Below are 21,810 nucleotides of genomic sequence, written 5' to 3'. Positions count from 1 at the left end.
TAAAACGCGGTTAATTACTATATCTAATCAACTGTATCTCTATTTTTCTTTTTCAGTTGATACCGTTAATTGTTTACGATTTACAAACGTCCAAACCACACCCAGTACTACGGCTGTAACAAGTAATGCAAGCACTGAACCAATCATACCAGAACCTTGGCTATTAATTGCATATGTGAAGCCATTTAATACATGTGTAACAGGTAAGAACTCTGCAAATACTTGATAAGCATTTGATAACATCGTATTTGGAATAACTTGTCCTGTAATCACTAATTGTACGAGTAGTAATGCTAAAGATAAGAGAATACCCATTGTTCCAAGGAGTTCGTCAATTACCACACATAAAAGAGTAAAGATTATTCCCGATAAGAACGTAAAGATTACGAAACTAATTGGATGTTCAATTGTTACACTAAAGAATAATGTTAATAAGAGAACTCCTGCTGTTTGAATAACAGAAATAAATAACATTAGGAAAAGGTTCTGTAACCAGTTTTGTGATAATTCATTCTTCTTACGGTATCTGAATAAAATTAATTGAGTTACAATTGCACCGACAAATAATGATAAAACAATCACTAATGGGGCAAATGTATTTTTCAAAGTTTTAGCGAGATTGTCACTTTCAGTTTCTGTTTTAACAGGTTCAACGAATTGAGCCACATTTTTTGGAGATGAATTGATATTACCAACCTGTGATGCTCCTGCTGCTAATTTAGTATTTAATAATGTTACACCATCATTAGCTGTATCCAATCCTGATGTTACTTGTTTAGACCCATCAGCTAATTTTTGTGAGCCATCAACTAATTGAGGACTAGCAGCTGCCAATTGTGTATCACCATCTGTTAATTGTGTACTTGCCGCTTTTAATTTCGAACTTCCATCTGTCAATTGTGTACTAGCAGTTGTCAATTGTGTACCACCACTAACAAGCTTATCAGATCCTGCTTTCAATTGTGTACCACCTGAAACTAACGTTTGTGTTCCTGCCTCAAGTTGTCCACCTGCTGTAACAAGTTTTTGCGATCCTGCTCTTAAAGCAGTAACACCTGTTATTAAAGTTGGTACATTACTATTTAATTGATTAATACCATCAGTTACTTGTCCTGTTCCTGCTGTATATCCTAAGATACCAGCTGACAATTTGTTAATACTACCTGTCATGATTGAATTCTTAATTGTTGCATTAATTGTTTTTTCACTTGTAACATCAACACCAGCACCATTAACACTAGCATTTAATTTACCAGCAACTTGTGCATTAGCATTTGATGCTATCACTAATGAATCAATTTGATCACTCAAGTCTTTTGTATCACCTAAAAGACCAATCATTGAATCGCTCGTCAAGGTATCAGTATTACTCAATAATGCAGTTGCTTGTGTCGAAATTTTAGCAAATTTTTCCAACATGGCTTTAAGATCTACATCACCCATTGTTGATTTAAATTCAGCCATTAAGCCACCTACATCACTCATCACTGCCTCTAACATCGCTTTTGTATCTGTTAAATTTTTACTTACCCCAGTTATATTTGTACCAACAGTTGTTATTGCTGTATCTGTTTTTGTGATTTGTTGTAAAACAGTGTCTTTTTCTTTTTGGCTCATTGTTGTTGAGTCATTAATCATCGTACGAACCTTCTTGTTAGAAGTCGATGCCTGACCTTTAGCTAATGTCAAACTAAACATCTTTTGTGTTGTATCTGAATTAATTGCATTCATTTGAGTTTGAACAGTTGTTAATTTATCCCCTGCCGCCATCAATTTTGTTACTAATCCAGGTAATGCTTGTAATGTTTCAATTGATCCTGAAATTTCTTCAAGTTCAGCTTTTAATTCTTTTGATCCTTGCTTTGTATCTTTAATTTGTTGAATTATTTCAGGAATATGATTAATAATTTCGCTACGAGATTTTAATCTTGTTTGAATTTGAGTTACACCAGTTTTAATACCAGTTGAATATGCTGTTAAACCTGCTACCGCCATCGGTAACGATTGGCTACCTGACATACTTGCAGCTAATGTTTTCGCACCATTATTTAAATCATTCGAGTTCGAATTTAATGTAGTTGCACCAGTTGCTAACGTGCCTACACCAGCTGCTAATGTAGATCCGCCAGTTTGCAACGTAGAAAGTCCCGCATCTAATGTTTTATTCCCATCAACATATTGAGTCACACCATTTGATAAGGTTGGTGCACTAGCAACAAGTGTATTAATTCCTGAGGCTAATTGATTATTACCATTCACCAGTGTACCTACACCAGTTGTATAGGTATTTACACCATCAGCTAAAGTATCAACCCCAGTTGTATAAGTATTTAATCCTGTTTTTAATGTCTGATTACCTTTATCAAAGGTCACCATACTTGTTGCCAATGTATTTAAATTTCTAGTAACTTCTTTACTACCATTTTTTAATTTAACGGTTCCTTTATTTAACGTTTTTACACCAGTTGAGGCTTCTTTAACACCTGAACCTAATTGTTTAACGGAACCAAGTAATGCAGAATCATACGCTTTTTGGATATTAGTTAAAACTTGTGATTTCAATTGTTCTGCAACCTGTTTTGTAATCAATTGCGAAACATAGTTATTTGTATCTGATTGTTTTGTTTTTAACAAACTCACTTTTGGCGTTTCATCAAGTGCAGTTGTTGCGTTTTTTGAAAAATTACTTGGCAATGTAACTGACATTGTATAATCGCCTGAATCTAAATGTTTTTTCGCAGTTTCTGCGCTAACAAACTCCCATTTGGCTTGTTTATTGGTTTTAAGAATTTTAGTAACTTCCTTACCAACGTCAATTGATTTTCCATTAAATGATGCTTCTTCATCGTTATTTATAATAGCTACTTTTAAATTTCCTGTGTCCATTTGTTGCTTACTTGAAACTAACTTATAGGTTCCATATGCAATTAAACTTGGAATTAAACATGCAATTGCGATATACGCAACTGACCTCTTATTCTTTGACATAAATTCTTTGAACAAAATTATCCACCCTCTCTTTTTAGTTAATGGCATTAACGATTATTCGTTCCGTTAACCTCATTAACGATATTATGACTATATGTGTTTTTGATTCTTTTGTCAAATAATTTTCTAAAAAAATATCCCCACTGTCATCTAATCAACAGTGGAGATATCATTAAAATTCAATTTTTGATTAAATAGTAATACATGAATTGACCAGGAGCAATTAGGATTAACCCTGCAAATTGCATGACATAAATTAATAAGCGCGTTAAATTTTCAGTTGATACTTTACGTGTATTCATTTCTTGTCTAGAGTGTGGTTCCTCTACCTCGTCAATTTTAACTTTTTGCACTAATTTTTTATTTAATCCATTTAACTCGAGATTATATGGATAAAAAGTTAAAAAATTCAAAATTAAATAATAATTAATTAATAACCGCCAATTAGATGGACCTATCAAATTTCCAATTGCTAAAAGAATAATTAAAGACGCTAATCCCTTTAACAAGGAAATTGAATAATATTTAAATCGTTTCACAATAACCCTCCAGGAATTTCGCTTAATTTTAGAATATCATAGTTACTTAAAAACATTGATGCTCAGTAAGAATCTTTACTATTTATTAACCATTAATTTAAAAAATCTGTTTTACCATGCTAAACTACTTTTTATAAAGTTAGTCATCTGGATGGCACCACTACACATACGAAATTCTCTCTAAGATCAGCTAACATGTCACAACATTTATTCATTTAAAAAAAATAAGCCTTTCCCAAATATTAAGTTCCTCAAAAATTAGGTTACTTATACCTAACTTTTGTGAATTCTTTAATTTAAGATATAGACTTTTAATGCAACATTAATTATCTAATAATAACAGCTTATTGACTCTTATTCTTGAACGATTCACAGCAATCATTGTTACAACATAAAGTGTTACAAAATAACTCGTTTCTATTGTTGTTCCAATAAAAGCGCAAACGAGAGCTAAAAAGAACATTCCATTGCCAAGGACTTGCCATTTTCGTTTCTCAATTGCGTAGTCTGCTAATATTTTAGTCTCTTCAGGACCTAGTGAGTCCACAGTTCTAACATTAGCTTGACGCACTTTAGTTAATTGTAGAGACAACTTAACATTATAAATAATCAAAATTGCCATAACTAAATATAAACCTATTTCCACCAGTACCCCTTCTCTCTTTTAATCTAATATGACTATTTTTTAATTCATTTTTACTTTATACTGAGTTAGTCCTATAAATAATAAAAGAGTTGCTAAATTACGCAACCCTCTTTATTATTTAACAACTAAGACATCACAAGGTGCTAAACGAGTAACGTAATTTGTAACTGCACCCATTAACATTCTTTCCACTGCCTTCAAGCCAGATTGACCCATGATAATTAAATCTGAATGATGATCTTCAATAAAATCTTTGGCAATTACTGTTTTAGGACTACCAAAACGAATATGAATATCAACATCTGTAAACCCATTTTTTACAATATCTTCTTTTAATTCATTCATATATGCTTCTGTATCTTCAAAAGTCTGATAGACGATTGAACCGCCCCCATCCATCATTCCTGAAAAACTTACAGAAAATTGACGCGTATCAATTACGTTTAAAATATCTAAATGTGCATGGTTTGCTTTAGCACTTTCTACTGCACGCTTTAATGCTTTTTCAGCTGAATCTGATCCATCAACTGGGACTAAAATATTTTTATATTCTTGTTCCATATTTGCCACCCCATATCTTTTATTTGTAGTTACAGTATATCATTAAAATTGTATTAGATGTTAGCGTTTTACCTACAAAATTTGAAATAAAGAAGGTTTTCAGTATGTTATTAAAAAGGATTTCTATTTTTAGTGCCCCCTACGTGGTTCGAGAGTTAACCGAAAAAGATCTAACTCAAATGTTAGAATTAGAAAAAAGTCAATCTACTTACCTAAAACTCCAAGGTAAACAAGATTTAGCCATTGAAGAAATAAAATCTGATTTAACTTCGATCCCGTTGTCAGTTAAAAGTGATCAAAAATGGACACTGGGCTTCTTCAAAGCAGATAAATTAGTAGCTATGATTGATTTTTTAACAGATTATCCTGAAGTTCAATCCGTTTGGATTGGTCTATTATTAGTTTCGAAAAACGAAGAACAACAAGGTATCGCGACACATTTATTAAAAGCCCTGCTTAAATCTTTTAAATCTGAACAGTTTACCAATGTACAAACGCTGAAATACGAACAAGAAGAAGTAAATCAAAAATTATTGGAAAAATTTAATTTCACTGATAAACAATCGCTAATCTTAAAAAGCCCTGATGGAGTCGACATCCCTGCAATACTTTCAAAATTAGATTTATAAAGCAAAATTATTATCTAATTCTCTTAATAACATTTTTATCTTTTTTCATTTCCTATGATTTTAGTCATCTAGGTGTTATGATTAATATAGTAAGAAACTGGAGGAAGAAAACATATGAGCAAAAATTTATTAGCAGATCTTGAGAAAAACTTCATCACAAGCGATGAAACTTCTAAAACATTTAAGGTTCCAAGCAAAAAGGAAGATCTAACAATAAAGATTGACAATGATATTTTTGAAAAAGTTTCTAAAGATGACGAAAAATTAGAACGTTTAATCAAAAATTTACTTAAATTCAGTTCAAAGAGTAAGGCTAAAGAATTAATTTCAATTAATAAACGTAACTACCGTATCTTCATGTAACCTACAAAACTAGCCTAGTTGAGACTAACTCTTGAGGCTAGTTTTTTTAATCCTTGTCAATCTAGCATTTTTATCTTAAACTATTACTCAAGGAGTGATTTATATGTTCTTAACAACCGGAGATGTTAACCGTTCTTATGCTATTAAAGGCATCGTTAATGCGACAGCCAAGATTGTACTAGAAGCCGATGAAATTGATCGTGTAGATGATTTTGATACCTTATATGATCGTGTCCAAGCAGAACTAGCAGAACGCGCAATTAATAAAGGTGGCGACGGGATTATTAACGTTCATTTCGAACCACAAACTGTTCGTGTAACGATTGCCCCAAGATTCTTAGTTTTACATGGCTACGGTACTGTTATTGAGTTTTCAAAGTAATTTATTTTGCGCTTGTGGCGGAACTGGCAGACGCGCAGCGTTCAGATCGCTGTTTGGGTTTCCAAGTGCAGGTTCGATTCCTGTCAGGCGCATTGTTATCATTGATATACCATCGTTTAACCAACTTTTATGTGGTTTTTGTGTGGTTAACATCTAATTTACCGTATATATTGATCCAATTCGTATTTATTTACGAGTTGGATTTTTTAATTAATAAAATGAATATGTTTCATATACTATTTAAAAAGGAGAAAAAATACTATGACTTATTTACAATCTTTCGTTGCGACTTTACCAGCCATTTTTGCTGCCTCCGCCGCAATATTTAGTGCTATTTCTTTCTCACAACAGCAATAAAATAAGTAAGCGTCAAGAACAATATGAAAGGCAAAAAAATATTATTCAAATATCATCGCGTATTACGGCATCTGCTAGTTCTTACTCTACTGAAACAGGGATACCTCAGGTAACCATTACAAACTATTCAAATTATGTTATTCATGATGTTATCATCATTCCTACTATGAATGAAAGTTCTGTCGTGTTACCTGATTTTAAGCAGTTTTTTAAAAACCACAATGATTTTGGTACCCCTAGGATTCTCGCCTTAGCAAGTGAACCAATAACGATGAGCTATCCGTTACCTGATATGGGCATGTCTAGGCACTGTGTATATTGTATCGTCTATACAGACCCGTTCGGTAATTATATATATACAGACAGGAAAGACCTACCTCATACAGACCCTGATATTTATACCAAGCTAATAAAATATGGTAGATCAATACCTGATTTAATACACTCTGTTTAACAAAAAAGCAAACTCCTTAATTATTAAAGAGTTTGCTTTTTAAATTATCTAATCAAATAAAAAATTGTAGAAATGTTCTTCTACAATTTTTTCTCACGTTAATTTATTTTTTTAATCTTTTATATATAAATAAATAGCCTAGTTCATAGATGATAAAAGCACTCACAATATAAATCTCATTCAAGCCAGTACTTTTTCTATAAGGTATGGCTACAACCATTACTATTAATATTATTACGTACGTAACAAGAATAAAATAATCTAAATGATGTCGTTCTAACCATTGGCGTGAAGGAAAGAAAACTGTTATTAATATCGCGATAATTGCCCAAAAAATAGGTTGTATTTGCATTAGTTCATCTCCTTACAGGTAAATAAAAACAATCGTATGTGCTGTCCAATAAGCAACTGTATCATTAAAATGTAAATGTTTAACTAATGCTTTTCTCATTCCAGTTTCTATCTTTCCTTCAAAAATATATTAAATAACGTTGATACACATTCATATCTACGCTTTATTTATGTAGTTGTTTAATGTCTAAGTTTTAAGACTAACTTATCGTAGTAATTATACTACATACTCAGTATAGACACTAAACTATTCAGTTTGTTGTCTACCTACTTTAGATAAAAAACAAGGGGATCAGAAATATATCTGAATACCTTGTTTTTTATCATACATTTATTCTTTATCTTTTAATTTTTTTTCTAAATTCAAAACTTTAACAATTGTTATGTTTAGTAATTCTTCCCTAATTTTAGTTATTTCATACGATAATTCAAGCAATTTATTTTTAATATTTAAAAAATATACAAATTGTACGATAAAGATTAAAAATAATACAAATAAAATAATAAATAAATTAGGCTCGCTCATTATTTATCTCCTCTAAATTCTTTTAATCTATCTTTTTCTTTCTCAATCTTTTTATTACCATTATTTATTGACTTTTTTATCCTTACTATAGAAAGAGTAAGATATAAATTCATCATAAACACAAATAATAACACCGTTAGCATTGCTGGAATTGCCATCTATATTATCTCCTATATTCTTTATTCTTGTGGCAATGTATCAACCAAAAGTCCAAAAGCAGCAACTGCTGGAGCTGCTACTAATAATTCTGGTATAGAAGCAACAAACGCTACAGCCATGATAACCGCTGACCAATAACAATCCATGCTCCGACAATTTCCAATCCACTAACTATATCATAAACATAATTATACGAAACTTCGGGATATATGGGACTAACCACTGGTTGCTTATAATAAATTTCAATCGTATCTGATATTTTATTACTTTCATCACCCTCTGTATATGATTCATTATACGTTATCTTCATACCAATTTGCCAAGGTTCTTCTGCCCTTGTTGCAACTCCCATTATTAACATCCCGTTTTGGAGATTACCCGCAATACGATTAACTATTCCCATGGTATCTAAATAATTAATAACACCATATTTAATCTTCATTATATCAGCTATATCATTTTGAAAAGAACTCTCCATTTACCATTGTGAATGGTAAATGGAGAAGATGAATTTCCTGTCTCTACACTCCAACTATCTTTAACTGTAAGCCATGCATCTATCCCTGGAAGAACCGTAGGACCATATGTTTTTCCCATTTCAAATGTTATATCTTTAAAAGAATTTAACATTTGCACTGATTTAATAAATCGATGTGTCACCTTATTTACAGATATATCCTCCGATACATCAAAATTCTTACAGCCTAAATCCTTACCTGATGAAGAGACTTGATCAATATCAACTCCACCATGCGTATATTCAGTAAATTGATCAAAGTCCCAACCCTCAGGCATTGGGAACCCTAAGTTTCCACTCCATCCCGTTGACATATTTGAAACATAGAAATTATTTATTTTGTTTCTTTTAGCGTGTAAACATATGTTTCTCGTTCCATAAATACCATCGCTAGGTAGAATACCAAAATAAGCTGTATAATTTTTATTTAAATTTCGTTGCATTGAACGAATATTTTAATCGCCACCCTCGAGTATCTCTTTTTGATTTGTTTTCATCCTCTATTTATTAATTTTCTTTATAATCAACTCTTTGAAATTAGCAGAACTGATATTAACATATAGGTAACATAAGGTTCTTTTTTTCAAATTAAAATCAATCTTTATGATAAACATTTGTAAATATTGAAATAATTATTAGTAGTATTCCAAATATAATCGTTATAAGTATAGCTTGCAAAAAATCAGAACTAATTCCTAGTGACGAGAACAAAATAGAGTTATTTCCTATCCTGATATTTTTAATACTTTCATAGCGTGCAATAGCTGCGATTTGATAACCAGGCCACAATTTTAAAGTATGCTGCATAAAAGCTGGAAGATCCCCATAAACAATATAAGTTCCTGAAAGAAAACCGGACATAGTACCAACAATTGCTGACAATGATGAAAAACTAGACGTAGTATTTAAAAAATCTGTCACCAATGAAAACAGTAAACTTGAAAATACAATTAGTAAAACATTAAATAGAAATACTACAAAAAATGTTACATTATAAGCATTATAATGATAAGTTAGAGATAGATACGCATAACATATTAATGAGAAAATAAATGTCGACACAATACCTTCCATGACTGACGTCAAAGTATACAATTGATTAATTGTACTACTTTTTATTTGACTGTTAACAATAAAATCATCTAATCTCTTATTCTTTTTATCTTCCAGTTTTTGACCAAATGCGATTAGTGTACTAGTCATTGAGACAATAGAAATCAACCCAGAAATCATCCATGTATCAATAAACTGTTCACTATGATTAATTCCAGCCAAAGAATCGACTAAATTAGAGCGAAGAAAAAATATATAAATTACAAGACTTATAACCATACCTAAAAATGAAAAAAAGATACCAACTTTATCTTTTATGAAAATTAGAATGTTTCTTTGAATAAACTGTTTATTCATCCTTAAATTCCTTCCTCCATATTTTTAAATAAGTCAGTATAGGTTGCCTTTCTTATTTCAAAGTTTTCATTTATCAAATGATTATCTTCAATAAATCTCACTGCTTCTGCAGACGTATTAAAATACCTATCATCTTCAGTTTTATTCAAAATTAATTTAACTTTTGAAATTTTATTCATAAATGTAACCATTTCTCCAAAATATTTAACAGTTCCATTTGATACGAAAATAATTTTATTGGCATTTTCTAATTCGCTTAATAGATGAGTAGTAAATAACACACCACAATTATTCTCTTTTAAATACTCATCAAGATCATTCCAAATTAATTGACGTATATCAACATCAATTCCAGCTGACATTTCATCTAATAGTAAGCAATTCGGCTCTACAGCAATCGCTCTTAAATAATTAACAATACGTTTCTGCCCACCAGATAAGCTAGAATACTTTAAGGACTCATTGATGTTCAAGTTTTTCATTTTTTCCTGAATACTTTTTATTTTTTCTTTATTTTTAATTCTGAAACGTAAGTTTTGAATAACGGTCAAATCATCATCAAGAACATTGTTTTGAAAAACAGTCGCTAATTTAACATTAGTTTTAATTATTTTCCCCGTTGATGGCATTAATAACTCCATCATAATATTCAGAATGGTTGTTTTTCCTGATCCATTTAAACCAACGAGAGCAATTTTATCTCCTTGATTGAGATAAAAAGAAACGTCTTTTAGAATACTTCCTCTTGATACATTATCTACTACTAACTTCATTTGACCACCTCATAAAAGTGACTATTTTTCATTCTATCCACGAACAAATTGAATATAATCTGATACATAGTAAACTAAAAACAAACTTTGAACCAGAATTATTATAACACCATGTTAATCGCTTACATAATATTTTGAAGTTTTAATTCAAATATTGTGACGAAGACTGAAAATACGCTTCTACTGATACCATACTGTTTACTAACTTACGTCTTCAATTTAGTTCCCATTAACTATGTTTAAACGGTTTAAATTTTGTATTAAAGTGGAAATTTAATCATAAAAATACCCCTAACGTTTTTCAACATTAGGGGTATAGGTTACATTATTTTTTACAAATGATTACATATTAACGATACTTTAAAGATGATAAATCTTTTAAAAAAAGCCATCCTAAATGTATATTAGTATCATACAAGTATATAAAATTAATTATTTACTTGATCAATTCGTATATTCCTTCAGCATATATGGCAGCAGCTTTCAGCACGTCATCTAAAGGAATAAATTCATTGGCCTGATGCATTGTATCAGGTACACCTGGGAACATTGCACCAAAAGCAACACCACGTTTTAGGAGACGACCATACGTCCCACCACCAACGACTAAACCTTCAGCTTTTTCGCCAGTTTGTTTCGTATAAACACCTAATAATGTTTTAACCAAAGGATCTTCTGGTGAAACGTAATGAGGTCCTTGTAACCTACCTGCTTCAATTACAACATTCATTTCATTTGTTACATTTTCAAGACCACGTTTAATATCTACTTCCGTCATACCTTTAGGGAAGCGGAAATTCAAGGCAATTTGTCCACCTTTATCAGCTTTAAATGTGAAAATTCCAGAATTCATCGTTAAATCGCCCATGATATCATCAGTGAAGGCAATACTAAAGTTGTTCATACGTGAATCTCTGTGTAAGTAATCAGCAGCCAAACGAAGATAGTTAGCAGCATCCCCACCAAAATTAAATTGGTTCAAGAATAATGCCAAGAAAGTTCCGGCATTTTCTCCATTTTTAGGTTCTTGTGCATGGGCTGCTTTTCCTACCATCGAGATAGTCACAATATCATTATTGCGTTCCATTTTACCTGTAACAATATTAGCAGCAATAAAATCGTTAAATACTTCTTCCATCTCAGCGCCGTCTTCTGTTTTAATAACAGCTTTAGCATCGCGAGGAACCATATTTTCACGGAGGCCAGCATCAAATTCAAGCAATTGATCCTTATCTCCATTTGATCCTTTAAAGTTTAAGAAGTAAGTAATATTTCCCTTTTCACCATTAATGATTGGGAAAAATGCATCTGGTGAAAATCCAAAATCAGGTTCAGGCATATTTTCAAGGTAATGAGTCATTCCTCTCCAACCACTTTCTTCATCCGTTCCAATAATAAATCGAACTTTTTTAGAAACTGGTAATCCTAATTCTTGAATGATTTTTAAACCATAATATGCAGCCATTCCTGGTCCTTTATCATCTGAGGCACCGCGAGCATAAATTCGACCATCTTTCACGACTGGTGTGAATGGATCAGTATCCCAACCGTTACCAGCAGGCATAACGTCAACGTGAGCTAAAATACCTAACGTTTCATCCCCCTCACCAAATTCGATATGTCCGGCTAAACCATCAAGGTTTAATGTTTCAAAACCATCACGCGTTCCAATTTCTAAGAATTTATCTAACCCAGCTTTAGGTCCTGGACCTAAAGGTGCTTCAGTTGTTGCAATTGATTCATCACGAACACTTTCAATTTTTAACATTGCAAATAAATCTTCTAATAAGGCGTCTTGACGCTTTTCAACTTCTGCTTTCCAATCTATACTCATTTGAATTCCTCCTAAAATATTAGTAAGCCCATTTTATCACAAAATTTTAATAATCGGTATTTAAAAGCGTATTCAGTTAGATATATTGATAGACCTTACTACTCAATAAAGGAACATCAAAAACAAATAAAATAATAAAAAATTGCTGGCTAGTTACGCCAACAATTTTCTATTTGATTGATTCAATTTCTTCATCTGTTAAAGCACGATAGCGGCCTAACGATAGCGTTGGTTCTAACTCTAAAGTAGCCATTTTTTTACGTTCAAGTCTGATAACTTTCATACCGATAGCTCCAAACATTCGTTTGATTTGATGATACTTACCTTCAGTAATCGTAATTAAAACTTCTGAGATATTTGAATCACTATTATAAGATTCAACAATTAATTTTGCAGGTTTAGTTTGCATCCCATCTTTTAATAGCAATCCGGTTTCAAATTTAATCACATCGTCAGTAGTCACTTGCCCATCAACTTTAGCAAAGTACACTTTATCGATATGATGTTTTGGTGACAACATCTGATGACCTAATTGTCCATCATTTGTAATAAGCAATAGTCCAGTTGTATCCTTATCCAACCGTCCAACTGGAAATAAATCATCCCGATAATCGACGCTATTGAACAAATCCATCACTGTCTTTTGTTTCCTATCTTTAGTTGCCGTTAACACACCTGCTGGTTTATTTAAAAGATAATAATAATATTTTTGATAGTGAATTACATCACCATCTACCTGAATAACCGATTTTGATGGACTAACCTGAAGTTTAATGCTAGTGATTAACTCGCCATCAACAATCACTTTCTTCTGTTTAATAATTTTTCGAACATCACTTCTTGTACCAAATTGCGTTTCCGTCAAAAATTTATCAATTCTCATTTTAAATTAAACCTCACTTAATTCTCAATCTACGGCGTAATCCAGCAACCCGTTCGCCCAATATTTTGTCGGCTAATCTTGTTTTTAAACTGAAGTAAATATATATGTAGCCACCTAATCCAGCGGCAGCAATAATTGTGATAATTGCACTAATTCGGCTGTCTATTGGTAAAAATAGATAAGCAATTTTTACTACTATAAATGCGGTAAAAAATGTTATTAGTGCATAAAGCATCATTTTATTTAATCTTGTTTGTATTAATTTTACATTTAAATGGAACATTTTGTGTAATGAGCGAATCATTAGCCATGAACTTACGCCCATCCCGATCCCTGTAGCTGCTAATGGCCCAAAGGCACCTAACCAAGCTACTAATGGATATTGAACAATTAATTTAACTACCACTCCAACGACAAAATATATAATTGCTTTTTTATTTTGATAAACACCTTGTAAAATAGCAGAAACAACTGTGAATAATCCTAAGAAGATTGATTCATACGCTGAAAATTGTAAAACATAGATTCCAACTGGATCATACCCATAGAAAACAACATATAGTGGGTGAGCAACAGCTGCCATCCCTAAGGCACAAGGTAACATTACGAAAAAGAACAATTGTAAGGTGTCAGAAGTTTGTTCACTCAAAGCCTTTTTATCATTTCTTGTATATGCCTCAGATAATAACGGAATAGCTGTAATAGACATGGCAGACGCAATAGAAATAATAATCATAACTAATTTATTAGCATTAAAACTAAATAATGCCCACAGTTCATTTTGAATCGTTCGTGAGTAGTTTGTAACATGGCTCATAATACCAAAGAAGGTATACTGATCAATCAATCCAAAAATCGTAATGGCAGCGCCAATAATAATAAAAGGAATAGATTCCCTGATAACTTCTTTAATAATTTGTTTGGTAGAAATTGTTAACTTATTATCACTATTGGCAACTAATCGATCCAATTCTGGTTTTCGACGATAAAAATACCATACTAAAACTAGCATTCCGCCTAAGGCCCCAATAAAAGCCGCAAAAGTTGACTGCGTTACACCTGTAATATAACTACCATGACTAATTTTCATGATGATAAAAGTTGCGGCAAGCATATAAATAACTCGAGCAATTTGTTCAAAGAACTGTGAAATTGCTGACGGAGCCATTTCCTGATAGCCTTGAAAAAAGCCTCGTATTAAACTCATCATAGGAATAATCAATAATGCCCAAGATAAGGATCTAAAGACTGGAATCACATTCTTATCACCACTTGTAATGTATGGTGCGATAATCCATAATATTACTGCACAGACTACACCCATAATCGCCATTAAAGCCATCCCATATTTAAATAGGCGTCTTCCAATACCATATTCATTTTGTGCATTGTAATGCGCAACCTGCTTAGCTACGGCTGAAGGAACACCAGCAACAGCAATCATTAAGAAGAAACTGTAAACGTTATAACCCATACTATAAAGTGCATTAGCTTGTAATCTATCTGGTCCCAACCACATATTCCATGGAATAATATAAATTGCCCCTAAAACTCTTGAAAAAATACTACCAGCAGTCATCCAAGCTGATCCTTGCAACATCTTTTGTTTAGCGTCATTTTGTTCAGAAGCTGCTTGGCCCTCTACTTCGATATCTTCATCCATTACTTTTGTACCCTACTTTCTGATCATACTTAATCTTACCATTTTATAGCTTTTAAAATTCAGTTGCAATTTATTTTTTGAATTTTAACCAAAAATAAATAGGAACCACAAAATATCGATAATTTTGTAGTCCCCGTTTACTTAAATTAAAGCTTTAATTTGCGACAATATTAACTAACTTACCAGGGACAGCAATTACTTTTCGAATTGTTTTACCTTCAAGTTCTTCTTTAATTTTGTCATCATTTAAAGCCATTTTTTCTAATTCATCTTTAGTTGCATCTTTTGAAACCACGCTATGTTGACGCACTTTACCATTTACTTGTAAGACAATTTCAACTGTATTTTCAACAAGTTTACTTTCATCAAATATTGGCCATGCAGCATAACTAATTGATTCCTTATTTCCTAACAACGACCAAACTTCTTCAGCCATGTGTGGCGCTATTGGTGCAATCAATTGAATAAATCCTTCAACTTGTTCTTTAGCTAACGATTTAACTTTAAAAGCTTCATTAACAAAAATCATCAATTGTGAAATAGCTGTATTAAAATGAAGTGCTTCGTAATCTTCAGTTACTTTTTTTACTGTTTGATTATAAATCTTATCAAGTTCACCATCATTTTTATCAACAATAGCTGCGCTAATTTGATTATCTTCATCCATAATTAAACGCCAAATACGTTCAATAAATTTATGCGAACCATTTAACCCATCTTCGCTCCAAGCAATTGAGGCATCTAATGGACCCATAAACATTTCATAAAGGCGCAAAGTATCCGCACCAAAACGTTCAACGATATCATCTGGATTAACCACGTTACCTTTAGACTTAGACATTTTTTCATGATTATCGCCCAAAATCATCCCTTGATTAACTAACTTTTGGAACGGCTCTTTAGTAGGTACAACGCCAATATCGTACAAGAATTTATGCCAGAACCTTGCGTATAGCAAATGTAACACAGCATGTTCTGCACCCCCAACATAAACGTCAACAGGTAACCATTCTTCTAACTTTTTATGGTCAGCAATTTCATTAGGGTTATGTGGATCAATAAAACGAACAAAGTACCATGAACTACCAGCCCATTGTGGCATCGTATTCGTTTCACGTTTACCTTTACGCCCATTTTCGTCGACAACATTAATCCAGTCAGTTAAGTTGGCTAATGGACTCTCACCTGTTCCAGAGGGTTTAATATCCGTTGCTTCAGGTAATTCAAGTGGTAACTGATCTACAGGGACTGTTGTTGTTTCGCCATCTTCCCAGTGAATAATAGGAATTGGTTCACCCCAATATCGTTGTCTTGAAAATAACCAATCACGTAATTTATAATTTGTTTTCTTTTCACCAATGTTATTATCTTCCATCCAAGCAATAGCTTTTTCGATAGCATCAGCTTTCACTAAGCCATTTAAAAAACCAGAATTAATATATTTACCAGGTTCAGTATTTGCTTCATCAGTTATTTCAGGTCCTTCTATAACGGGTAAAATATCCAATCCATATTTAGTTGCAAATTCGAAATCTCTTTCATCATGTGCAGGTACTGCCATAACAGCACCAGTTCCATACGATGCTAGAACATAATCAGCAATCCAAATTGGTAATTTTTTACCATTTACAGGATTTATTGCGTAAGAACCAGTAAATACCCCAGTTTTATCTTTAGCTAAATCAGTTCTCTCTAAATCTGACTTAACTTCTATTTCTTTTTGATAAGCCTTAACAGCATCCTTTTGAGAATCAATAGTAATTTTATCAATTATATCTAATTCTGGTGCGACAATAATATAAGAAACACCATAAATAGTTTCAGGACGTGTCGTAAAGACATCAATTTTTATATCATCATGTTGATCGACTTTAAAGTTAACGCTAGCACCAGTTGATTTTCCAATCCAATTTCTTTGTTGCTCTTTGATGCTATCTGGCCAATCTAAATCGTCTAAATCTGAAAGTAAGCGATCAGCATAAGCAGTAATTTTTAAGACCCATTGGCGCATTGGTTTTCTGACAATTGGGTACCCGCCACGTTCTGTTTTACCATCAATAACTTCTTCATTAGCAACAACAGTTCCTAAATCAGGACTCCAGTTAACGGCAACTTCATCTTCATACGCTAAACCTTTTTCATATAATTTTTCAAAAATCCATTGTGTCCATTTATAATAATCAGGATCAGTCGTATTTAACTCACGACTCCAATCATATGAAAGTCCCAAGGATTTAATTTGACGCCTAAAATTATCAGTATTCGTTTTAGTAAATGCTTTAGGGCTATGTCCAGTATCAAGTGCATACTGTTCAGCTGGAAGACCAAAGGCATCCCATCCCATTGGATGTAAGACATTAAATCCTTGCATTCTCTTCATTCGAGCCAAAATATCTGTAGCCGTGAAACCTTCTGGATGTCCAACATGAAGTCCTTGCCCGGATGGATACGGAAACATATCTAATGCATAATAATTTTTCTTTTCAGGATCTTCAGTCGTTTTAAATGTCTGATTTGCATCCCAAAATGCTTGCCATTTTTGTTCGATTTCTTTATGGTTATATGCCATGTGTATTACTTCCTTTCTGATTATATATACAAAAAAGTCCTATAGAAGATAAACTTCTATAGGACGAATTTTCCGCGGTACCACCTATTATTCCAGTATAAAATACTGACTCTTTTTCATAACGTGAAATAACGTTCGCACCTACTACCGTTCAGTGAGAAAACTCAAGGATGAGTTCAAATAACCAACTATGTATATTTCCACTCCCATATACTCGCTGAAATAGTTAGTTACTTTACTAGTTCCTCTTAATCGTTTTATATTATTTTTAGTGTAGCAAACGAACCCTGTTATTGCAAATAATCTTTAGTCTTTTTATCGAATAAATTAATAATAATTGCAAGAATTACAATAAAAATACCTGCTATATATATCCCATGAAGACCTTGATACAAAACTTCACGTAATTTTGGTATTAAATGTTGCGGTAGTTGGTTAGCCGTTTGCGGATTAATTAAAATATCCATCATGCTGTCCTTTGTTCCAGGTGTTTTTACTATTTCCTTATGCATTTGTGTATTAAATATGATCCCAAAGACTGAAATCATTAATGTTTGTCCTAATGTACGACTTAAAGTATTAAATGATGTAGCCACACCTACGTCAGCCTGTGGTACTAAACTCTGTGCAGTAACTGTCGTAGTTGTAATGGTAATCCCAAATCCAATCCCTAGTACAGCCGAAATGATAAAGAAAAGATAAAAAGGTGTATTTATAGGCAAAGTACCTAGTGCAATGGCACCCACTAAAATAAAAAATAGACTAATCGATAAAACTTTTTTTGGTGTCCAAGCTGCCATCATACTTCCAGCAAAAAAGGAACCAGCTATCCATAAGATGGAACTGGGTGTTACTGCAAATCCTGCCATTGATGCTTTTAATCCTAATATTCCTTGAGTCCATGTTGGTATATAAACTTCAAATCCAATTAAAAATCCAGATATTAATGCTGCTACTACATTTTGAATCACAAATGTTCTATTATTAAAAAGTTTCAATGAAATAATTGGATCTTCAACTCTTTTTTCCCATTGAATAAATAATAAAAGCGACATAATAAATATAAAGAAAGAAATTAAAACAATCAGGTCTATACCATCATCGCCCCAACGTTGAAAACTATATAAAATAGATAAAATACTAAGCATTAATAATATACTGCCTAAAAAATCTATTTTTGAACTCATAATTCTTCGCTTTTCTTTGAAAAAAATTTGTATCATTGCTATCGTCACTAACCCAATAGGTAAATTAATGAAAAATACCCAGTGCCAATTAAGATGATCAACAATGAAACCACCTAACAATGGTGCAACTATTGACGCTATACCCCAAGCAGATCCGTTTAATCCCATTATTTTAGCACGTTTGTCCACAGAATAAATATCAGCAATTATAGTAAATGACACTGGCATTATAGCACCCGCCCCGATACCTTGAATAGCCCGCGAAATAATTAATGTGGCCATACTATTAGAAAATCCACAGAGAGTTGAACCAACCAAAAATATGACAAGACCAAAAATAAATACTGGTTTACGTCCTAAAACATCTGCGAGCTTACCGTATATTGGTGTCATCATGGCATTAGTTAATAAATATATTGAAAAAACCCAATTCATTAATGAAACACCATGAAGTTCACCAACAATAGTTGGCATAGCTGTTGAAACAATTGTTCCTTCAACGGCTGTTAAAAATGTTGCTACAAATATAGCAATTGTAACTAATTTTACATTTGTTTTTGAATTCATAAAGTACCTCCTAAATAAAAAATGACTCTATTAAAATGATATTTAATAAAGTCATTTTTTATTTTAATTTAATTCGTTAAGTAAACTTTTAATCTTATCTGTTTTTTCCCAAGGTAAGTCAATATCTGTACGACCAAAATGACCATATGCTGCTGTCTGTTTATATATTGGGCGACGTAAGTCTAACATTTCAATAATTCCTGCAGGCCGTAAATCAAAAATTTTACGAACAGCTTGAACTAAATCCAATTCGTCATATTTAGATGTACCAAATGTATTAATATTAATTGATACAGGTTGAGCAACCCCAATTGCATACGCAAGTTGAACCTCAACCTGTGATGCAATTTTAGCTGCAACTATATTTTTTGCAATATAGCGAGCAGCATAACTAGCTGAACGATCAACTTTTGTTGCATCTTTACCGGAGAAAGCACCTCCACCATGATGTGCATATCCACCATATGTATCAACAATTATTTTTCTTCCAGTAAGTCCAGCATCACCCTTTGGACCACCGATAACAAATCGTCCGGTTGGATTAATATAATACTTTGTATCTGAATCCAACAAATCAGGGTCAATAATAACTTTAATTACTTTTTCAATCATATCATCTTGAATTTGTTTCAATTCCGTTTTTTCATCATGTTGTGTAGAAATAACAACAGTGTCAATTCTAAATGGTTGACCTTTATCATTATATTCAACAGTTACCTGTGCCTTAGCATCAGGTCTTAAGTATTCTAATTCCTTATTTTTTCGTAAACTTGCAACACGTTGCATTAATTTGTGACTAATTGAAATCGGTAATGGCATGAGTTCCGGTGTTTCGTCTACCGCATATCCGAACATTAATCCTTGATCACCTGCACCAATCTGATCTAAAGGATCTAAATCACCGTTTTTAGTTTCTAAAGATGTATCAACACCTAATGCAATATCAGGAGATTGTTCATCTATAGCAACCATAACAGCACAATTATCACCATCAAAACCAACTTGTGAATTAATATATCCAATTTCCTTAATAGTTCGTCTTACTACCTGCTGAATATCAACGTAGGCATTTGTTGATATTTCACCAACTACAAGAACTAAACCAGTTGTTACAGTTGTTTCGCAAGCAACCCTAGCATTAGGATCCTTTTCTAAAAGTGCATCTAATATTGCATCACTTATTTGATCTGCAACCTTATCCGGATGACCCTCTGATACCGATTCTGACGTGAATAGATGTTTTTCAGTCATTTTTATCTCCTTAAAGTAAATAAAATTAAAAAAAGAACCTCAACTATAAAAGTTTAGGTTCCAATAATACCTGTGACGGTCCTAACCGGATTTGAACCGGTGATCTTCCGCGTGACAGGCGGACGTAATAACCCCTATACCATAGGACCAATTGCGGGAGCAGGATTTGAACCTACGACCTTCGGGTTATGAGCCCGACGAGCTACCAGACTGCTCCATCCCGCGATAATATTAAACTGACCCGTACGGGATTTGAACCCATGTTACCGCCGTGAAAGGGCGGTGTCTTAACCACTTGACCAACGGGTCATAACACGAAAAACGGAGAAGGAGGGATTCGAACCCTCGCGCCATTTTCACGACCTACACCCTTAGCAGGGGCGCCTCTTCAGCCACTTGAGTACTTCTCCATAAATTATTGATGGGCCTAAATGGACTCGAACCATCGACCTCACGCTTATCAGGCGTGCGCTCTAAACCAGCTGAGCTATAGGCCCAAAATCATAAAAGCGGGTGACGAGAATCGAACTCGCGACAACAGCTTGGAAGGCTGTGGTTTTACCACTAAACTACACCCGCAAAATATTATAAATAAATGGCGCAGGACAGAATCGAACTGCCGACACATGGAGCTTCAATCCATTGCTCTACCAACTGAGCTACTGAGCCATTAAACGGTCCTAACCGGATTTGAACCGGTGATCTTCCGCGTGACAGGCGGACGTAATAACCCCTATACCATAGGACCTTCGATGGAGGTTACAGGGCTTGAACCTGTGACCCTCTGCTTGTAAGGCAGACGCTCTCCCAACTGAGCTAAACCTCCAACATACACTATTTACTTTATATGACCCGTACGGGATTTGAACCCATGTTACCGCCGTGAAAGGGCGGTGTCTTAACCACTTGACCAACGGGTCAATTTGCAACGGAGAATAAGGGATTCGAACCCTTGAAACAGGAAACCCGTTTACATGATTTCCAATCATGCTCCTTAGACCAACTCAGACAATTCTCCACATTACAAAATAAAAACTCCGGCAGTAGGACTCGAACCTGCGACATCTTGATTAACAGTCAAGCGCTCTACCAACTGAGCTATGCCGGAATAAAATAATAAAAAAAGCATGGCAACGTCCTACCCTCGCAGGGGGCGACCCCCAACTACTCTTGGCGCTAAGAAGCTTAACTTCTGTGTTCG

General features: G+C 33.3%; 20 protein-coding genes, 13 tRNA genes, 1 rRNA gene and 1 other annotated feature. Of the genes, 4 read left to right on the top strand and 30 right to left on the bottom strand.

What is annotated here, in order from left to right; translation table 11 throughout:
- Positions 1-39 precede the first annotated feature (39 nt).
- The 4 genes from AC1RPT_RS01990 to AC1RPT_RS01975 all read right to left on the bottom strand — a co-directional run bounded on the left by AC1RPT_RS01990 (position 40) and on the right by AC1RPT_RS01975 (position 4,734).
- Positions 40-3,003, bottom strand: coding sequence for a YhgE/Pip family protein (locus AC1RPT_RS01990; RefSeq protein WP_481761168.1), 2,964 nt, complete (start codon positions 3,001-3,003; stop codon positions 40-42).
- A 164-nt stretch (positions 3,004-3,167) separates the two neighbouring features.
- Positions 3,168-3,527, bottom strand: a complete 360-nt coding sequence (locus AC1RPT_RS01985) for a hypothetical protein (protein WP_481761167.1) — start codon at positions 3,525-3,527, stop codon at positions 3,168-3,170.
- Positions 3,528-3,849: 322 nt separating this feature from the next.
- Positions 3,850-4,173: a hypothetical protein gene (locus AC1RPT_RS01980; protein WP_481761166.1), complete on the bottom strand. Its 324-nt coding sequence runs from the start codon at positions 4,171-4,173 to the stop codon at positions 3,850-3,852.
- 114 nt (positions 4,174-4,287) lie between these two features.
- The gene (locus AC1RPT_RS01975) at positions 4,288-4,734 is read right to left on the bottom strand and encodes a universal stress protein (RefSeq protein WP_481761165.1); all 447 of its coding nucleotides are present in this window, start codon (positions 4,732-4,734) and stop codon (positions 4,288-4,290) included.
- Positions 4,735-4,838: 104 nt separating this feature from the next.
- On the opposite strand from AC1RPT_RS01975, the gene AC1RPT_RS01970 reads away from it, so the two are divergent.
- The 4 genes from AC1RPT_RS01970 to AC1RPT_RS01955 all read left to right on the top strand — a co-directional run bounded on the left by AC1RPT_RS01970 (position 4,839) and on the right by AC1RPT_RS01955 (position 6,200).
- Positions 4,839-5,363, top strand: a complete 525-nt coding sequence (locus tag AC1RPT_RS01970; RefSeq protein WP_481761164.1) for a GNAT family N-acetyltransferase — start codon at positions 4,839-4,841, stop codon at positions 5,361-5,363.
- Positions 5,364-5,477: 114 nt separating this feature from the next.
- The gene (locus AC1RPT_RS01965) at positions 5,478-5,726 is read left to right on the top strand and encodes a hypothetical protein (protein ID WP_057973335.1); all 249 of its coding nucleotides are present in this window, start codon (positions 5,478-5,480) and stop codon (positions 5,724-5,726) included.
- Positions 5,727-5,829: 103 nt separating this feature from the next.
- Positions 5,830-6,108: a hypothetical protein gene (locus tag AC1RPT_RS01960; RefSeq protein WP_409022736.1), complete on the top strand. Its 279-nt coding sequence runs from the start codon at positions 5,830-5,832 to the stop codon at positions 6,106-6,108.
- An 8-nt stretch (positions 6,109-6,116) separates the two neighbouring features.
- Positions 6,117-6,200, top strand: a tRNA-Leu gene (locus AC1RPT_RS01955).
- An 822-nt stretch (positions 6,201-7,022) separates the two neighbouring features.
- On the opposite strand, the gene AC1RPT_RS01950 is transcribed toward AC1RPT_RS01955, so the two are convergent.
- The 26 genes from AC1RPT_RS01950 to rrf all read right to left on the bottom strand — a co-directional run.
- Entirely contained in the window at positions 7,023-7,271 is a 249-nt protein-coding gene (locus tag AC1RPT_RS01950) for a hypothetical protein (RefSeq protein ID WP_481761163.1), read from the bottom strand.
- A gap of 330 nt (positions 7,272-7,601) precedes the next feature.
- Complete coding sequence (locus AC1RPT_RS01945) at positions 7,602-7,796, bottom strand: hypothetical protein (protein ID WP_481761162.1); 195 nt, start codon at positions 7,794-7,796, stop codon at positions 7,602-7,604.
- Complete coding sequence (locus AC1RPT_RS01940; RefSeq protein WP_481761161.1) at positions 7,796-7,954, bottom strand: hypothetical protein; 159 nt, start codon at positions 7,952-7,954, stop codon at positions 7,796-7,798. The genes AC1RPT_RS01945 and AC1RPT_RS01940 overlap by 1 nt, the downstream gene beginning before the upstream one ends.
- 110 nt (positions 7,955-8,064) lie before the next feature.
- Positions 8,065-8,397, bottom strand: a complete 333-nt coding sequence (locus tag AC1RPT_RS01935) for a hypothetical protein (RefSeq protein ID WP_481762171.1) — start codon at positions 8,395-8,397, stop codon at positions 8,065-8,067.
- Positions 8,398-8,405: 8 nt separating this feature from the next.
- On the bottom strand, positions 8,406-8,915 hold the full coding sequence (locus AC1RPT_RS01930; protein WP_481761159.1) for a hypothetical protein: 510 nt from the start codon (positions 8,913-8,915) through the stop codon (positions 8,406-8,408).
- Positions 8,916-9,066: 151 nt separating this feature from the next.
- Positions 9,067-9,747, bottom strand: a complete 681-nt coding sequence (locus AC1RPT_RS01925; protein WP_481761158.1) for a hypothetical protein — start codon at positions 9,745-9,747, stop codon at positions 9,067-9,069.
- 137 nt (positions 9,748-9,884) lie between these two features.
- Entirely contained in the window at positions 9,885-10,655 is a 771-nt protein-coding gene (locus AC1RPT_RS01920) for an ATP-binding cassette domain-containing protein (protein WP_481761157.1), read from the bottom strand.
- A gap of 436 nt (positions 10,656-11,091) precedes the next feature.
- The gene (pepV, locus tag AC1RPT_RS01915) at positions 11,092-12,489 is read right to left on the bottom strand and encodes a dipeptidase PepV (protein WP_481761156.1); all 1,398 of its coding nucleotides are present in this window, start codon (positions 12,487-12,489) and stop codon (positions 11,092-11,094) included.
- 169 nt (positions 12,490-12,658) lie between these two features.
- Positions 12,659-13,372, bottom strand: a complete 714-nt coding sequence (locus AC1RPT_RS01910) for a pseudouridine synthase (protein ID WP_481761155.1) — start codon at positions 13,370-13,372, stop codon at positions 12,659-12,661.
- A gap of 13 nt (positions 13,373-13,385) precedes the next feature.
- A complete protein-coding gene (locus AC1RPT_RS01905) occupies positions 13,386-15,035 on the bottom strand; it encodes a putative polysaccharide biosynthesis protein (RefSeq protein WP_481761154.1) in 1,650 nt (549 codons plus the stop codon).
- A 154-nt stretch (positions 15,036-15,189) separates the two neighbouring features.
- Positions 15,190-17,604, bottom strand: coding sequence for a leucine--tRNA ligase (gene leuS / locus AC1RPT_RS01900; protein ID WP_481761153.1), 2,415 nt, complete (start codon positions 17,602-17,604; stop codon positions 15,190-15,192).
- 56 nt (positions 17,605-17,660) lie between these two features.
- Positions 17,661-17,866, bottom strand: a binding site (T-box leader).
- Positions 17,867-17,894: 28 nt separating this feature from the next.
- Positions 17,895-19,358, bottom strand: a complete 1,464-nt coding sequence (locus tag AC1RPT_RS01895; RefSeq protein WP_481761152.1) for an MDR family MFS transporter — start codon at positions 19,356-19,358, stop codon at positions 17,895-17,897.
- A gap of 63 nt (positions 19,359-19,421) precedes the next feature.
- On the bottom strand, positions 19,422-20,609 hold the full coding sequence (metK, locus tag AC1RPT_RS01890) for a methionine adenosyltransferase (protein ID WP_481761151.1): 1,188 nt from the start codon (positions 20,607-20,609) through the stop codon (positions 19,422-19,424).
- A 76-nt stretch (positions 20,610-20,685) separates the two neighbouring features.
- A tRNA-Asp gene (locus tag AC1RPT_RS01885) sits at positions 20,686-20,758 on the bottom strand.
- A 2-nt stretch (positions 20,759-20,760) separates the two neighbouring features.
- Positions 20,761-20,834 (bottom strand) — tRNA-Met (locus AC1RPT_RS01880).
- A 12-nt stretch (positions 20,835-20,846) separates the two neighbouring features.
- Positions 20,847-20,918: transfer RNA gene (locus AC1RPT_RS01875), tRNA-Glu, on the bottom strand.
- A gap of 13 nt (positions 20,919-20,931) precedes the next feature.
- Positions 20,932-21,019, bottom strand: a tRNA-Ser gene (locus tag AC1RPT_RS01870).
- A 12-nt stretch (positions 21,020-21,031) separates the two neighbouring features.
- A tRNA-Ile gene (locus tag AC1RPT_RS01865) sits at positions 21,032-21,106 on the bottom strand.
- Positions 21,107-21,117: 11 nt separating this feature from the next.
- Positions 21,118-21,188, bottom strand: a tRNA-Gly gene (locus AC1RPT_RS01860).
- A gap of 17 nt (positions 21,189-21,205) precedes the next feature.
- Positions 21,206-21,278, bottom strand: a tRNA-Phe gene (locus AC1RPT_RS01855).
- A gap of 6 nt (positions 21,279-21,284) precedes the next feature.
- Positions 21,285-21,357, bottom strand: a tRNA-Asp gene (locus tag AC1RPT_RS01850).
- 5 nt (positions 21,358-21,362) lie between these two features.
- Positions 21,363-21,435, bottom strand: a tRNA-Val gene (locus AC1RPT_RS01845).
- Between the two features lie 22 nt (positions 21,436-21,457).
- A tRNA-Glu gene (locus AC1RPT_RS01840) sits at positions 21,458-21,529 on the bottom strand.
- A gap of 9 nt (positions 21,530-21,538) precedes the next feature.
- A tRNA-Ser gene (locus AC1RPT_RS01835) sits at positions 21,539-21,627 on the bottom strand.
- 17 nt (positions 21,628-21,644) lie between these two features.
- Positions 21,645-21,717, bottom strand: a tRNA-Asn gene (locus AC1RPT_RS01830).
- A gap of 17 nt (positions 21,718-21,734) precedes the next feature.
- Positions 21,735-21,810, bottom strand: a 5S ribosomal RNA gene (rrf, locus tag AC1RPT_RS01825); the annotation flags it as partial.

It is taken from the genome of Dellaglioa sp. CoH-56-MRSF-11 (assembly GCF_056782135.1).
This window is presented reverse-complemented; position numbering and strand designations above follow the sequence as displayed.